At 70.8% G+C, this 12,965-nt stretch carries 14 protein-coding genes; 6 read left to right on the top strand and 8 right to left on the bottom strand.

What is annotated here, in order from left to right:
• The first annotated feature begins 97 nt into the window (after nt 1-97).
• From ACBR40_RS36620 to ACBR40_RS36635, 4 genes are all read left to right on the top strand, one after another.
• Nucleotides 98-1,762: a class I adenylate-forming enzyme family protein gene (locus ACBR40_RS36620; RefSeq protein ID WP_371251689.1), complete on the top strand. Its 1,665-nt coding sequence runs from the start codon at nt 98-100 to the stop codon at nt 1,760-1,762.
• Between the two features lie 186 nt (nt 1,763-1,948).
• Nucleotides 1,949-2,356 carry a hypothetical protein gene (locus ACBR40_RS36625; RefSeq protein ID WP_344218529.1) on the top strand — a complete coding sequence of 136 codons (408 nt, stop codon included), beginning with the start codon at nt 1,949-1,951 and terminating at the stop codon, nt 2,354-2,356.
• Nucleotides 2,357-2,375: 19 nt separating this feature from the next.
• Nucleotides 2,376-2,747: a nuclear transport factor 2 family protein gene (locus tag ACBR40_RS36630; RefSeq protein ID WP_371251690.1), complete on the top strand. Its 372-nt coding sequence runs from the start codon at nt 2,376-2,378 to the stop codon at nt 2,745-2,747.
• A gap of 107 nt (nt 2,748-2,854) precedes the next feature.
• Complete coding sequence (locus ACBR40_RS36635) at nt 2,855-4,150, top strand: MFS transporter (protein WP_344218525.1); 1,296 nt, start codon at nt 2,855-2,857, stop codon at nt 4,148-4,150.
• 93 nt (nt 4,151-4,243) lie between these two features.
• On the opposite strand, the gene ACBR40_RS36640 is transcribed toward ACBR40_RS36635, so the two are convergent.
• Entirely contained in the window at nt 4,244-4,489 is a 246-nt protein-coding gene (locus tag ACBR40_RS36640; RefSeq protein ID WP_344218523.1) for a hypothetical protein, read from the bottom strand.
• A 150-nt stretch (nt 4,490-4,639) separates the two neighbouring features.
• Between ACBR40_RS36640 and ACBR40_RS36645 the strand changes: the two genes are divergently transcribed.
• Entirely contained in the window at nt 4,640-5,176 is a 537-nt protein-coding gene (locus ACBR40_RS36645; protein WP_371251691.1) for a Uma2 family endonuclease, read from the top strand.
• Nucleotides 5,177-5,190: 14 nt separating this feature from the next.
• A complete protein-coding gene (locus ACBR40_RS36650; RefSeq protein ID WP_371251692.1) occupies nt 5,191-5,754 on the top strand; it encodes a Uma2 family endonuclease in 564 nt (187 codons plus the stop codon).
• Nucleotides 5,755-5,801: 47 nt separating this feature from the next.
• Here the strand turns inward: ACBR40_RS36650 and ACBR40_RS36655 are convergent, their stop codons facing one another.
• From ACBR40_RS36655 to infC, 7 genes are all read right to left on the bottom strand, one after another.
• Nucleotides 5,802-8,357: a phenylalanine--tRNA ligase subunit beta gene (locus ACBR40_RS36655; RefSeq protein WP_371251693.1), complete on the bottom strand. Its 2,556-nt coding sequence runs from the start codon at nt 8,355-8,357 to the stop codon at nt 5,802-5,804.
• Nucleotides 8,357-9,397 carry a phenylalanine--tRNA ligase subunit alpha gene (gene pheS, locus ACBR40_RS36660; protein WP_344218608.1) on the bottom strand — a complete coding sequence of 347 codons (1,041 nt, stop codon included), beginning with the start codon at nt 9,395-9,397 and terminating at the stop codon, nt 8,357-8,359. The genes ACBR40_RS36655 and pheS overlap by 1 nt, the downstream gene beginning before the upstream one ends.
• A 141-nt stretch (nt 9,398-9,538) precedes the next feature.
• Nucleotides 9,539-10,633, bottom strand: coding sequence for an ATP-binding protein (locus ACBR40_RS36665; protein WP_344218517.1), 1,095 nt, complete (start codon nt 10,631-10,633; stop codon nt 9,539-9,541).
• Nucleotides 10,634-10,683: 50 nt separating this feature from the next.
• Nucleotides 10,684-11,487: an RNA methyltransferase gene (locus ACBR40_RS36670; RefSeq protein ID WP_020547115.1), complete on the bottom strand. Its 804-nt coding sequence runs from the start codon at nt 11,485-11,487 to the stop codon at nt 10,684-10,686.
• A gap of 142 nt (nt 11,488-11,629) precedes the next feature.
• On the bottom strand, nt 11,630-12,013 hold the full coding sequence (gene rplT / locus ACBR40_RS36675; protein WP_020547116.1) for a 50S ribosomal protein L20: 384 nt from the start codon (nt 12,011-12,013) through the stop codon (nt 11,630-11,632).
• Nucleotides 12,014-12,037: 24 nt separating this feature from the next.
• The gene (rpmI, locus tag ACBR40_RS36680) at nt 12,038-12,232 is read right to left on the bottom strand and encodes a 50S ribosomal protein L35 (RefSeq protein ID WP_344218514.1); all 195 of its coding nucleotides are present in this window, start codon (nt 12,230-12,232) and stop codon (nt 12,038-12,040) included.
• A 126-nt stretch (nt 12,233-12,358) separates the two neighbouring features.
• Nucleotides 12,359-12,946, bottom strand: a complete 588-nt coding sequence (gene infC / locus ACBR40_RS36685) for a translation initiation factor IF-3 (RefSeq protein ID WP_344218606.1) — start codon at nt 12,944-12,946, stop codon at nt 12,359-12,361.
• Nucleotides 12,947-12,965 lie beyond the last annotated feature (19 nt).

Raw genomic sequence — 12,965 nt, forward strand, 5'->3', positions numbered from 1 at the left:
AAAGTTTCACGTAGAACGTAACTCTAGCGAAACGTACTGACCGGTCGGTACTGTGACTTATCCAGAATAATCGTCCACAGCGGGGAGCGTTCTGCAGATGACCCTTACGCACGCCCAGGTCCAGGCCCAGCTCACCGGCCCCGGCCAGCTCTTCGAGATGGAGGAGATAGGCGACACCGGGGTACGAACGTGGAAGCACGCACCCGCCCATTTCCGGGCGCTGCTGGAGATGAGCAGGTTCCACGGCGAGAAGGTCTTCCTCGTCTACGAGGACGAGCACATCACGTTCGAGGACCATTTCCGCCGTGCCGCGACGCTGGCCCACCGCCTGATCGACGAGTACGGCGTGCGCAAGGGCGACCGCGTGGCCGTGGCCATGCGCAACTACCCCGAATGGGTGATCTCCTTCTCCGCCGTGCTGGCCGCCGGAGCCGTCGCCGTGCCGCTCAACGCCTGGTGGACCGAGAACGAGCTGGCCTACGGCGTACACGACTCCGGCGCGAAGGTGCTCATCGCCGACGGCGAGCGGGCCGGACGGCTGGCCTCCACCGGCGTGCCGATGATCGTCACCAGGGGCGAGGCCACCGGCGGGGCGCGGGCGTTCGCCGACGTCCTCGGCGAGGTCACGGCCGACGTGACGCTGCCCGAGGTCGAGCTGTCCCCCGAGGACCCGGCCACGATCTTCTACACCTCCGGCACCACCGGCAACCCCAAGGGCGCGCTCGGCAGCCACCGCAACATCGGCCAGTCCCCCATGACCGTCGCCTACGGCCTCATGCGCTCGGTGGCGCTGGCCGGCAAGGACCCGGCCGCGGCGGCCGGGACCCGCCGGATCACGCTGCTGACCGTGCCGCTGTTCCACGTCACGGGCTGCTTCTCGGCCATGACGACGACGATGTTCAGCGGCGGCGGCCTGGTGCTCATGTACAAATGGGACGCCGGGCAGGCGCTGCGCCTCATCGAGCGGGAGAAGGTCAGCGCCATGATCGGCGTACCGACCAACGCCTGGCAGCTCATGTCGCACCCCGACTTCGACAAGTACGACCTGTCGTCCCTCTCCACGCTCGGCTACGGCGGCGCCCCCGCCCCGCCCAAGCTGCTGGAGCGCATCACCACCAACCTGCCCGACCGCGCGCCCTCCAACGGCTACGGCATGACCGAGACCAGCGCCCTCGCGATCGGCAACGGCGGCGCCGACTACCACGCCAAGCCGGACAGCATCGGCGTGCCCTCACCCGTCGTGGACGTACGCGTCGTGGACCCGATGGGCGAGCAGCTCGCCCCCGGCGAGGTCGGCGAGCTGTGCATCCGCGGCCCCAACGTCATCCTCGGCTACTGGAACAAGCCCGAGGCCACGGCCGAGACGTTCGTCGACGGCTGGGTGCACACCGGTGACCTGGCGAAGATCGACGAGGACGGCTTCGTCTACATCGTGGACCGCGCCAAGGACATGGTCATCCGCGGCGGCGAGAACGTCTACTGCGCCGAGGTCGAGGCCGCCCTGTTCGAGCACCCGGCGGTGGACGACGCCGCCGTGATCGGGGTGCCGCACGACGAGCTGGGCGAGGAGGTCGGCGCCGTCGTCAGGCTCGCGCTGGGCGCCTCGGTCACGGCGGACGAGCTGCGGGAGTTCCTGGCCGGGCGGCTGGCCAAGTTCAAGATCCCGGTGCACGTGTGGTTCCGCGAGGGCGAGCTGCCGCGCAACCCCGGCGGCAAGATCCTCAAGACGCACCTGCGCCGCGAGGTCCTCGGCACGTCCTGATCAGCTACGAAGGCGCGGTCGCTCCGAGGGGGCGACCGCGCCTTCTTGCGCCCATTTTCGCCGTCGTCTCCCCAGCTCAGCCCCTGTTTCCGCACCTTCGCTTACCTGACGCGTAATCGCGCCCCCTACCCCGTGGCTGACATCTTCGAGGTGTCGCAAGGACAGCCACCTCAAGGAGGGCCCGATATGACCGCCGTAACCGTCACCGCCGACAAGGCCAGATTCCTGCGCCTCGCCCTTGTCGCCGACGCCGTCGTCACCGGCGGCAACGGCCTGGTCTACCTCGCCTTCGCCGGCCCCGTCGCCGACCTGCTCGGCCCCGACACGGGCCTGCTGCGCGGCATCGGCGCCTTCCTCCTGGTCTACGGCGTGGCCGTCGGCCTGCTGGCCACCCGCCGCGACCTCGGACAGGCCGGCCCGCGGACCGTGATCGCCCTGAACGCCGCCTGGACCCTCGGCAGCCTCGCCGCCGTGGTGACCGGAGCCCTGGGCCTCACCACCGTCGGCGCGATCTGGGCCATCGCCCAGGCCGTCACCGTGGCCGCCTTCGCCGAGTTGCAGATCATGGGCCTGCGCAAGGCCCGCGTCAGCTGAACGAACAACCACCGAGGAGATGACGATCACCATGGACAACACCCTCGTCGAGCGCTACGTCGCCGCCTGGAACGAGACCGACGCCGAGGCCCGCGCCAAGGCCGTGGCCGAGCTGTGGACCGAGGACGCCACCTACACCGACCCGCTGGCCGACGTGGCCGGGCACGACGGCATCGCCGCCGTGATCGCCGGCGCGCAGGGCATGTTCCCCGGCCTGGTGTTCACCCCGGGCGAGGTGTACGACGCCCACCACCACATCGCCCGCTTCACCTGGCACCTCGGTCCCGCGGACGGGGAGCCGGTCGCCGTCGGCTTCGACGTGGTGGAGCTGGCCGAGGACGGCAGGATCCGCCGGGTGCTGGGCTTCCTGGACCGGGTCCCGGCCGCCTGACCCGCGATCGACAGGGCCCCGGGGGGAACGCCCCCGGGGCCCTGTCGCGTTTCGCGATCCGAAATCGATTTGCGGTTTTCCGCCCTCGCCCCGGACAATCTGAGGTCGTGCCTGGCCTCGTCAAACGCATCTTCCGTGACCTCCGCATCGACGTGAGCCCGTTGCGCGACTCCCGGGACTACCGGCTGATGTTCGCCTCCGGGCTCATCACGATGTTCGGCACGTTCATCTCCGTGGTGGCGGTGCCCTACCAGATGAAGGAGCTCACCGGCTCCTACCTGGCGGTCGGGCTGGTCAGCCTGGCCGAGTTCGTGCCGATGGTGGTGTGCGGGCTCTGGGGCGGCGCCATCGCCGACGCCCTCGACCGCCGCAAGATCATCGTACTGAGCGAGCTGGGCCTGCTGTTCACCTCGCTCGCGCTCATGGTCAACGCCATGCTGCCCACGCCCCAGATCTGGGTCCTCTACGTGATGGGCGCGATCTCCACCGGCATCGGCTCGCTCCAGCGGCCCAGCATGGAGGCGTTCTTCCAGCAGGTCGTCAAGCACGAGCAGCAGGCGGCGGCCGCGGTGCTGTCCAGCCTCCGCTGGAACTTCGGCGCCATCGTGGCCCCGGCGGCCGGCGGCCTGCTGGTGACCTCGGCGGGCGTCGCGGCGGCGTACGGGGTGGACGCGCTGACCTTCCTCGGCTCGCTGGTGCTGCTGTGGCGGATCCGGTCGCTGCCGCCCGCCGAGGACGCCGCGCCCGCGTCGCTGCGCTCCCTGGTCGAGGGCGTCCGCTACGCGGTGGGACGCCGCGACCTCATGGGCACCTACCTGGTGGACATGGCGGCCATGGTGTTCGCCATGTCGACGGCGCTGTTCCCGTTCCTCGCCGACCAGTTGCGCGCGCCACAGGCGCTCGGGCTGCTGTACTCGGCGGGCGCGATCGGCGCGCTGATCGCCTCGCTCACCGGGGCGTGGGCGGCCCGCGTGCACCGCCACGGCCTCGGCGTGATCGTCGCGGCGGCCCTGTGGGGCGCGGCCGTGGCGCTCGCCGCGCTGGCCCCGAACATCTGGCTCGTCGTCGTCTGCATCGCCCTCGCCGGCGCGGCCGACATGATCAGCGGCATCTTCCGTTCGACCATGTGGAACCAGACGATCCCGAGCGAGCTGCGCGGCCGGCTGGCCGGCATCGAGCTGCTCTCGTACGCCAGCGGGCCGATGCTCGGCAACGCCCGGGCGAGCCTCATGGCCAACCTCGGCGGCGTCCGCTTCTCGCTGGGCGCGGGCGGCCTGCTCTGCGTCGGCGCGGTGCTCGCCCTGGCCGCCGCGCTGCCGTCGTTCCGCCGCTACGACGCCCGCACCGACGAGCACGCCCTCGCCGAGAAAGCCCGCCGCCAGGTCGCCACCCAGTCGACCTGACCCAACCCACGTGCCCTCGCCCGCACGCCGGCCGGCCTCCCAGCCCGTCACGAACCGGCCGGCGCCTCAGCCTGCCCCGGGCCGGCCGGCGTCTCAGCCCGTCTCACGCCACCCGTCGTAACGCTCGGCCAGCTCGTCCAGGCCGGCCAGCGCCGCCTCGTCCAGCCCCTCCCCGAGCCCTTCCGCCACCACGAGCCACTGCGCGTCCTCGGCGTCGTCCTCCCCGGCCAACGTCTCACGCACCACCCGCGGCACCCCGAGCGCCGGATACCACTCCCCCAGCGTCTCGGCCACCTCCTCGGCATCCTCCCGCTCGCCGAACACCAACAACACCGTCATGCGCCCATTGTCCCAGCCGGAAAACCGTGTCCAACCGTTCACCCTGCGTGAGATAGCGTTGGGTCGTGACTACGAACGCGGCGGTGAACCGTTGAGATGACGCCGCCACCTGCACTTCCCGACGGCGCCATTCCGCCACCCCAGAGCTTGGTGGCAGAAGACCTCGACCACCTCCCGGACCTGCCCGCACACACCGAGCTGATCGACGGAAGCCTGGTCTTCCCGCGCGCTGAACGAGACTTCCATCAGTCGGTCGTCTTCCGGCTGCACGTGCAGCTGGAGGACTTCCTGCCCGCCGGGCACGAGGTACGGCAGGAGATGAGCGTCAAGCTGGCACCACGGCAGCGCCCCGAGCCGGACCTCATCATCCTCGGCCCCAAAGCCGTGATCGGCCGGGAGGTCACCTGCTACCTGGTCGACGACGTGGTGCTCGTCGTCGAAGTGGTCTCACCCGACTCCGAGATACGTGACCGCGTACGCAAGCCCGTCCTCTACGCGGAGGCCGGCATCCCGCACTTCTGGCTGATCGAGGAGGTCAACGGCAGGCCCGCCGTCTTCGTCTACGAACTCGACCCCGTGACGAAGTCCTACGTGATCAGCGGAGCTCACCACGACCGCCTGAAGCTCTCCGTACCCTTCGACATCGACATCGACCTGACCACCCTCTACAAGAGCCGCACCCGCTAGGCGCGACCGGACACATGCGCAGACCAGCGCTCCCACCGCCCGAGGGCCTCACCGCCGAAAACCTCGACCACCTCCCGGATCTGCCCGCACACACCGAGCTGATCGACGGAAGCCTGGTCTTCGCGAGCCCGCGAGCCTCCTTCCACATGTGCGTGGTGTCGCTGCTGGAGGGCGAGTTGCGTCGCGCCGCCCCGGAGGAGCACCGCGTCCGGCGGGAGATGAGCGTGATCCTCGATCCCGCCCAGCGGCCCGAGCCGGACGTCTGCGTCGTCCGGGCAGACGCCGTCACAGGCGGGAGGCAGACCTTCTTCCGGGGGCAGGACGTCGTTCTGGTGGTCGAGGTGGTCTCGCCGGAGTCGCGCGTCCGGGATCGCAAGCGCAAGCCGGTGCTCTACGCGGAGGCCGGCATCCCGCACTTCTGGCGGATCGAGGAGCAGGCCGGCAAGCCGGTCGCCTACGTCTACGAGCTCGACCCCGCGACCGGCCTCTACGCCCTGACCGGCCTGCATCACGACCGGCTGAAGCTCACCGTTCCCTTCGACCTCGACGTGGACCTCGGCGAGGTCGACCGCATGTGAAAGGGCCGGCCCGGCAGAAGCCGGGGCCGGCCCTTCAACAGCCAGGGTCAGGAGCTGCGGAGCTGGGCGCCGACGCGGTCGGCGGCCAGCGCCACCGCGGCGTCCCTGGCCGCCGTCGTCTCCTCGACCGTCAGCGTACGGTCCGGCGCCCGGAAGCGCATCGTGTAGGCGAGCGACTTGTTGCCCTCGCCCACCTGCTCCCCGGCGTAGACGTCGAACAGCCGGATCGACTCCAGCAGCTCCCCGGCCCCGTCGCGTAGCGCCGCCTCGACGTCGGCCACCGGCGTGAAGTCGGGCACGATCAGCGCGACGTCCTGGGTGGCCACCGGGTAGGCCGACACCGCGGGCGTCTGCACCGGCCCCGGCATGGCCTGCTCCAGCCGGGTCAGCTCCAGCTCCATGGCCGCGGTGCGCGGCGGCAGCCCGTACGCCTCGATGACCCGCGGATGCAGCTCACCGGCGTGCCCCACCAGCGTGTCGCCCACGTAGAGGGCGGCGCACCGGCCGGGGTGCCACGGCTCGTGCTGGTCGGCGCTGATGGACAGCTCCAGCCGGGCCTCCCCGGCGATCAGCCGCGCGGCCTGCACGGCGTCGGCCCAGGACGCCTGGCGTCCCTTGCCCCACCAGCCGGAGCGTTCGAACTCCCCGGTCAGCACCACGGCGACCCGCACCGGCTGGTCGGGCAGCGCCGCCTCGATCGAGGCCAGCTCCTCGGGCGTGGGCCGCCGCTCGACGCCGAGCACCGGCGCGGTCTCGGGCGCGCCGGGCCGCGGCCGGTAGACCGGCCCCGTCTCGAACAGCGCCACGTCGGCGAAGCCGCGCCCGACGTTGCGTACCAGGGTCTTCAGCAGCCCCGGCAGCAGCGTGGTGCGCATGAGCGGCTCGTCCTCCGACAGCGGGTTGGCCAGCCGCATGGCCGCGCGCCGCGCGTCGTCGGCCGGCAGCAGCAGCCGGTCGAAGTCGTCGGGGCTGATGAACGGGTAGCTCAGCACCTCGACGTAGCCGCCCTCGGCCAGCGCCCGCCCGGCCCGGCGGCGCAGCCGCTGCCCCTCGGTGAGCCCGGCCCCGGCGGGGGCGCTGGGCAGCACCGACGGCAGGCTCTCGTAGCCCTCCAGCCGGATGACCTCTTCGGCCAGGTCGTTGGGGTCGGTGAGGTCGGGCCGCCAGGACGGCGGGGTGACGGTGATCATGTCGTCGCCGGTGACGGCCAGTTTGGCCGCCAGCGCGCCGCCGGTCACGACCCCGGTCGGGGCGACGCCGCCCTTGCGCACCGCGGGGTCGTCGCCGTCGGCCACGGTGCAGCCGACCTGCCGCAGCCGGGCGATCACGGTGTCCTTGGAGTAGGGGACGCCGGCCACCCGGCCCGGGTAGCTCGCGGGGATCGCGATCCGCGCGGGCGTGACCTCGACCTCGGCGTGCGTGACCCCGGGTCCGACCTGGGCGCCGCCCAGCTCGGCCAGCATGCGTACGGCCTTCCAGGACGCGACCAGCGGCAGCTCCCTGTCGACGCCGCGCTCGAACCGCTTGGACGCCTCCGACACGAGCCCGTGCCGCCGCGACTCGCGGGAGATGCCGGTGGCGGAGAAGTGGGCGGCCTCGATGACGATGTCGGTCGAGCCCTCGGAGATCTCCGTCTCCAGCCCGCCCATGGTGCCCGCCATCGAGATCGGCCCGGACTGGTCGGTGATGAGGATGTCGTCGGGGTCGAGCTCGCGTACGACGTGGTCGAGGGTCTCCAGCCGCTCGCCCGGCAGGGCCCGGCGTACGACGATCTCGCCCTGCAGCCTGCCCCGGTCGAAGGCGTGCAGCGGCTGCCCGAGCTCCAGCATCAGGTAGTTGGTGACGTCGACGGCCAGCGACACCGGCCGCATGCCGGCGCGCGACAGCCGGGTGCGCATCCACAGCGGGCTCGCGGCGGCCGGGTCGAACCCCGTCACCTCCCGCAGCACGAACCGGTCGCAGGCGGTCGGGTCGGCGATCGAGGCCGGCCACGACGGCTCGTCCGTGGCGGGCACCTCGACGTCGGCGGGGTCGTGGAAGGCCACCCCGAACGCGGTGGCCGCCTCGCGCGCCACGCCGCGGATGGACAGCGCGTAGCCGATGTCGGGGGTGATCTCCAGCTCGATCACGTCGTCGCGCAGGCCGAGCAGCTCGACCACGTCGGCGCCGACCGGCGTGTCGGGCGGCAGCACCATGATGCCGCCGTGCTCGTCGCTCAGCCCGAGCTCGCGCTCGGAGCAGATCATGCCCTCGGACATGCGCCCGTACGTCTTGCGCGCCCCGACCTCGAACCCGCCGGGCAGCACGCCGCCGGGCAGGACGACGGGCACGCGGTCGCCGGCGGCGAAGTTGGTGGCGCCGCAGACGATCTCGCGCGGCGTCGCCTCCCCCACCTCGACCCGGCAGTGCCTGATCGGCTTCTTGAACCCGGTCAGCTCCTCGATCTCCAGCACCTCGCCGACGACGACGTTCTTGACGTCGTGGCCGTGGGAGGTGATGGCCTCGAGCTTGAGCCCGGCCGCGGTGAGCTTGTCGGCCACCTCGTGCGCGGTGACCGCCGGGAGATCGACATACTCCCGCAGCCAGGAGAGCGGGACCTTCATCAGATCTCCATTCCGAACGGGAGCGTGAAGCGCACGTCTCCTTCGACCATGTCACGCATGTCCTCGGCGTTGTGCCGGAACATCAGGGTCCGCTCGATGCCCATGCCGAAGGCGAACCCGGAGTAACGCGAGGGGTCGACACCGCAGGCGACCAGCACCCGCGGGTTGACCATGCCGCAGCCGCCCCACTCGATCCAGCCCTCCGACTTGCAGGTGCGGCAGGGCGGGTTGCCGGGGACCGCCGAGGCGCCGCGGCAGACGAAGCACTTGAGGTCCATCTCGGCGGACGGCTCGGTGAACGGGAAGTAGTTGGGCCGGAACCGGGTGGTGATGCCCTTGCCGAACATGACCTCGGCGAACCGGTCGAGCGTGCCCTTGAGGTGGGCCATGGTCAGGCCCTCGTCCACGGCCAGGCCCTCGGTCTGGTGGAAGACCGGGGTGTGGGTGGCGTCGAGCTCGTCGGTGCGGAACGTCTTGCCCGGCGAGATGACGTAGACCGGCAGCTCGCGCTGGAGCAGCGCGCGGATCTGCACCGGCGAGGTCTGCGTGCGCAGCACCATGCCGGAGCCGGTCGAGCCGACGAAGAACGTGTCGTGCTCGGAGCGGGCCGGGTGGTCCTGAGCGATGTTGAGCGCGTCGAAGTTGAACCACTCGCCTTCGAGCTCGGGCCCCTCGGCCACCTCGTAGCCCATGGCGACGAACGCGTCGGCGATGCGCTCCTGCAGCGTGGTGAGCGGGTGGCGGGCGCCGCGCGGCCGGCGGTCCCACGGCAGGGTGACGTCGACGGTCTCCTCGACGAGCACCCGCGCGTCGCGCTCGGCCTCCAGCTCGGCCTGGCGCGCGGCCAGCGCCTCGTTGATCGTTCTGCGCGCGCCGCCGACGCGCTTGCCCGCCTCGGCGCGGGCGGCCGGCGGCAGCGCGCCGATCTCGCGGTTGGCCAGGGCGATGGGCGAGCGGTCGCCCGCGTGCGCCAGCCTGGCCTGCTTGAGTGCGTCGAGGCTGTCGGCCGCCTTGATCGCCGCGATGGCGTCGGCCTCCATGCGCGACACCTCGTCGGCATGCAACGGTGTCACCTCGACGGGGTCGTAGTCAGACAAGAGTGAGCTCCGTATCCAGGGCTTGAGCGGAAAAGAGTCTAGTGGGGTCGGCCCACCGGCCCCGAATCCCGCTTGCCGGGCCTGTCAGGCGGACGTCGCGAAATCGGGGGTGCCGGTGGGCACGGTAAATCGGAACTCCGCCCCGCCCTCGGGCGCCCGCTGCACGACGATCGTGCCGCCGTGCGCCTCGACCAGGCCCTTCACGATGAACAGGCCGAGCCCGGTGCCGCCGCGACGGCGGCTGTTGCCGCCGCGCCAGAACTGCCGGAAGACGCGCGGGGCCAGCTCGGGCTCGATGCCCTCGCCCTCATCGCGGACCGACACGGCAACTCCCCATCCGACGGACTCGATCTCCATTGTCACGGTGCCGCGGCCATGGCGCAGCGCGTTTTCCACCAGGTTACTCAGAATCTGGTCAACTTTGTCCTGGTCGAGCCACGTCTCCGGCAGGTCGTCGTGAACGACGAGCCGGAACCGGTCCTCGGGCTCGCCCGCGGCGACTCGCCCGGCGATGATCCGGCGGGCGCGGGCCGGCAGGTCGACGACCTGGCGGCGCACCTCCAGCCGCCCGGACTCGATGCGGGAGACGTCGAGCAGCTCGGTGATGAGCCTGGTGACGCGGTCGGCGTCGTTGTTGACCGTCTCCAGCATGACGAGCTTCTGCTCTTCTGTGAAGCGGCTCCACTTGGCCAGCAGGGTCGCGGTGAACCCCTTGACGCTGGTCAGCGGCGAGCGCAGCTCGTGGGCGACGGTCGAGACCAGGTCGGCGCGGCTGCGCTCCAGCCGGGCGCGGGCGCCGCCGTCGCGCAGCGTGATCGCGACGCGCTCGACCTCGCCGCCGCGCTCCGGCTCGCGGACCAGCCGGGCGGTGACGTAGAGCTCCTGCCCGCCGGGCAGGTGCAGCGGCCGCTCCGGCACCCGGACGCGGCTGCGCAGCCCGCCCTCGGGGTCGAGCGCCTTCCACCAGTCGCGCCCGTCGTGGTCGCGGAAGGGGAACACGTCGTTCATGTGGCAGCCGACCGCGCGCTCCATGCGGACGCCGGTGAGCCTCGCGGCGGCGCGGTTGACGGCCAGCACCCTGCCATATCGGTCGGCCACGATGAGGCCGTCGGGAAGGTCGTCGATGGCTATCGTGCACGCGGCGGCCACTACTTGCCCGTCGGTTTCTGCGCCGTGCACGACCTCGCCTCCTCCGCCTACAACGCCGACAATAGCGGGTTTCCGGCCGCCTAGGGCACTCGCTGAGCCCTGGCGGAGGAGTAAAGGCATACCGCCGCGGCGGTGGCCAGGTTGAGACTTTCAGCCTGTCCGTAGATGGGCACTCTGACCACATCATCCGCTTCGGCGCGTATCTCCTCCGGCAGTCCCCAGGCCTCGTTGCCGAAGATCCACGCGGTGGGACCCGACAGATCGACGTCGTCGAGCGTGTGCTTGCCCGCGCCGTCGGCCGCCAGCACGCGCAAGCCTCGCTCCTTGAGTTGACGCACGGAGGGACTCACCGGTGCACCGATGACGACGGGCAGATGAAAAAGGCTTCCGGCGCTGGCGCGTACGCACTTGCCGTTGTACGGGTCCACGGAGGCGTCGGTGAACACCACCGCGTCCGCCCCCGCGGCGTCGGCCGCCCGCATGACGGTGCCGGCGTTGCCCGGGTCGCGTACATGGGCCAGCACCGCGACCAGCCGCGGCGTGCCCTCCAGCGCCCGCTCCAGCGGCACGTGCACGAGCCGGCAGACCGCGACCAGGCCCTGCGGGGTGACCGTCTGGGTGAGCTCGGCCATGACCTCGCCGCTCGCCCGGTGCACCGGCACGCCCTGGAGCGTGGCCTCGGTGATCAGCTCGGCGTGGCGCAGCTCGGCCTCGGCCGTGGTGAACAGCTCCAGGGTGACGTCCGCCAGCCGCAGCGCCTCGCGCACCGCCTGGGGGCCCTCGGCCAGGAACTTGCGGTCCTGATCACGGAAGGCGCGCTTGGTGAGCCGGCGCGCGGCCTTCACCCGCGGCGACTTCACGTTGGTCAGCTCGGACCCGGCCATGCGTCTCCCCCTGGGTCGTACAGGTACGGCGTCGTCTCGCGCGCGCACCCCATTCGTGCACTGCAGCAATCGTGCACGTGCAGCATTCGTGCGGGTACAGCAAAGGGCCCACCGTCAACGGTGGGCCCTCGTCACAAAATGTTCAGCTCGCGGCCGGCGCGTTCACGTTCGCCGGCAGCGCCTTCTTGGCGGCCTCGACGAGCGTCGCGAAAGTCTGGCCGTCGTTCACCGCCAGGTCGGCGAGGATCTTACGGTCAACCTCGATGCCGGCCAGGCGCAGACCCTGGATCAGGCGGTTGTACGTCATGCCGTTCTGCCTAGCCGCGGCGTTGATCCGCTGGATCCACAGACGGCGGAAAGCGCCCTTGCGGTCCTTGCGGTCACGGTAGGCATAGGTCATCGAGTGGAGCATCTGCTCCTTGGCCTTGCGGTACAGCCTCGACCGCTGGCCACGGTAGCCGCTGGCCCTCTCAAGGACGACCCTGCGCTTCTTCTTGGCGTTGAGCGCCCGCTTCACGCGTGCCATGTTTCTTCTCCCCGGGGAATCGCGCTACTTGCCGAGCAGCTTCTTGATCTTCTTGGTGTCGGCGTCGGAAAGGACGACCTCGTTCTTGAGACGGCGCGTCAGCGTGGACGACTTCCACTCGTTGTAGTGCGCGCGGTTGGCACGGCGACGCTTGATCTTGCCGGAACCGGTCAACCGGAACCGCTTCTTCGCACCACTGTGCGTCTTCATCTTCGGCATGTCGCCGTCTCTCCTCGTTTCGGTCGTGCCGGTAGCCGGGCCGGTGGTCGGCCGACCCGGTCGCGGCGTCTTTCGTCTGCCGGCGGCTGGCGCGGGGCGCTCTGTAAGGCTAACCCCTACCGGAGGTCACGCTTCCTGTGGGGAATCGTCCTCGCCGTCACGCTGTGCCTTGGCTGCCGCCTTCTCGGCCTTGGCCTCGGCCTTCTTCTTGTGCGGACCGATCACCATGATCATGTTGCGGCCGTCCTGCTTGGCGTGGGACTCCACGAAGCCGAGCTCCTGGACGTCGTCGGCCAGCCGCTGCAGCAGCCGGAAGCCGAGCTCCGGCCGGGACTGCTCGCGTCCGCGGAACATGATCGTGACTTTGACCTTGTCCCCCGCCTTGAGGAACCGCACCACGTGACCCTTCTTGGTCTCGTAGTCGTGCGGATCGATCTTCGGCCGGAGCTTGATCTCCTTGATGATCGTGTGCGCCTGATTCTTGCGCGCCTCGCGCGCCTTCATCGCGGACTCGTACTTGAACTTGCCGTAGTCCATGAGCTTGCACACGGGCGGTCGAGCCGTGGCCGCGACCTCGACGAGGTCAAGGTCGGCTTCCTGGGCGAGCTTCAGGGCGTCGTGAATCGAGACGATGCCAACCTGCTCGCCGTTCGGGCCCACGAGGCGAACCTCGGGAACTCGGATACGCTCGTTGATGCGGGGCTCAGTGCTGATGGGGCCTCCTAGGTTTGCG

The organism is Nonomuraea sp. AD125B, assembly GCF_041402765.1.
In the GTDB taxonomy this organism is placed as follows: domain Bacteria; phylum Actinomycetota; class Actinomycetes; order Streptosporangiales; family Streptosporangiaceae; genus Nonomuraea; species Nonomuraea bangladeshensis.

Coding starts and splice junctions, on each gene's coding strand:
- ACBR40_RS36625 (WP_344218529.1), top strand. CDS start 1,949: ATGACCGCCGTAACCGTCACCGCCGACAAGGCCAGATTCCTGCGCCTC.
- rpmI (WP_344218514.1), bottom strand. CDS start 12,232: ATGCCGAAGATGAAGACGCACAGTGGTGCGAAGAAGCGGTTCCGGTTG.
- ACBR40_RS36620 (WP_371251689.1), top strand. CDS start 98: ATGACCCTTACGCACGCCCAGGTCCAGGCCCAGCTCACCGGCCCCGGC.
- ACBR40_RS36655 (WP_371251693.1), bottom strand. CDS start 8,357: ATGAAGGTCCCGCTCTCCTGGCTGCGGGAGTATGTCGATCTCCCGGCG.
- ACBR40_RS36640 (WP_344218523.1), bottom strand. CDS start 4,489: ATGACGGTGTTGTTGGTGTTCGGCGAGCGGGAGGATGCCGAGGAGGTG.
- ACBR40_RS36630 (WP_371251690.1), top strand. CDS start 2,376: ATGACGATCACCATGGACAACACCCTCGTCGAGCGCTACGTCGCCGCC.
- rplT (WP_020547116.1), bottom strand. CDS start 12,013: ATGGCACGCGTGAAGCGGGCGCTCAACGCCAAGAAGAAGCGCAGGGTC.
- ACBR40_RS36650 (WP_371251692.1), top strand. CDS start 5,191: ATGCGCAGACCAGCGCTCCCACCGCCCGAGGGCCTCACCGCCGAAAAC.
- pheS (WP_344218608.1), bottom strand. CDS start 9,397: ATGGAGGCCGACGCCATCGCGGCGATCAAGGCGGCCGACAGCCTCGAC.
- ACBR40_RS36670 (WP_020547115.1), bottom strand. CDS start 11,487: ATGGCCGGGTCCGAGCTGACCAACGTGAAGTCGCCGCGGGTGAAGGCC.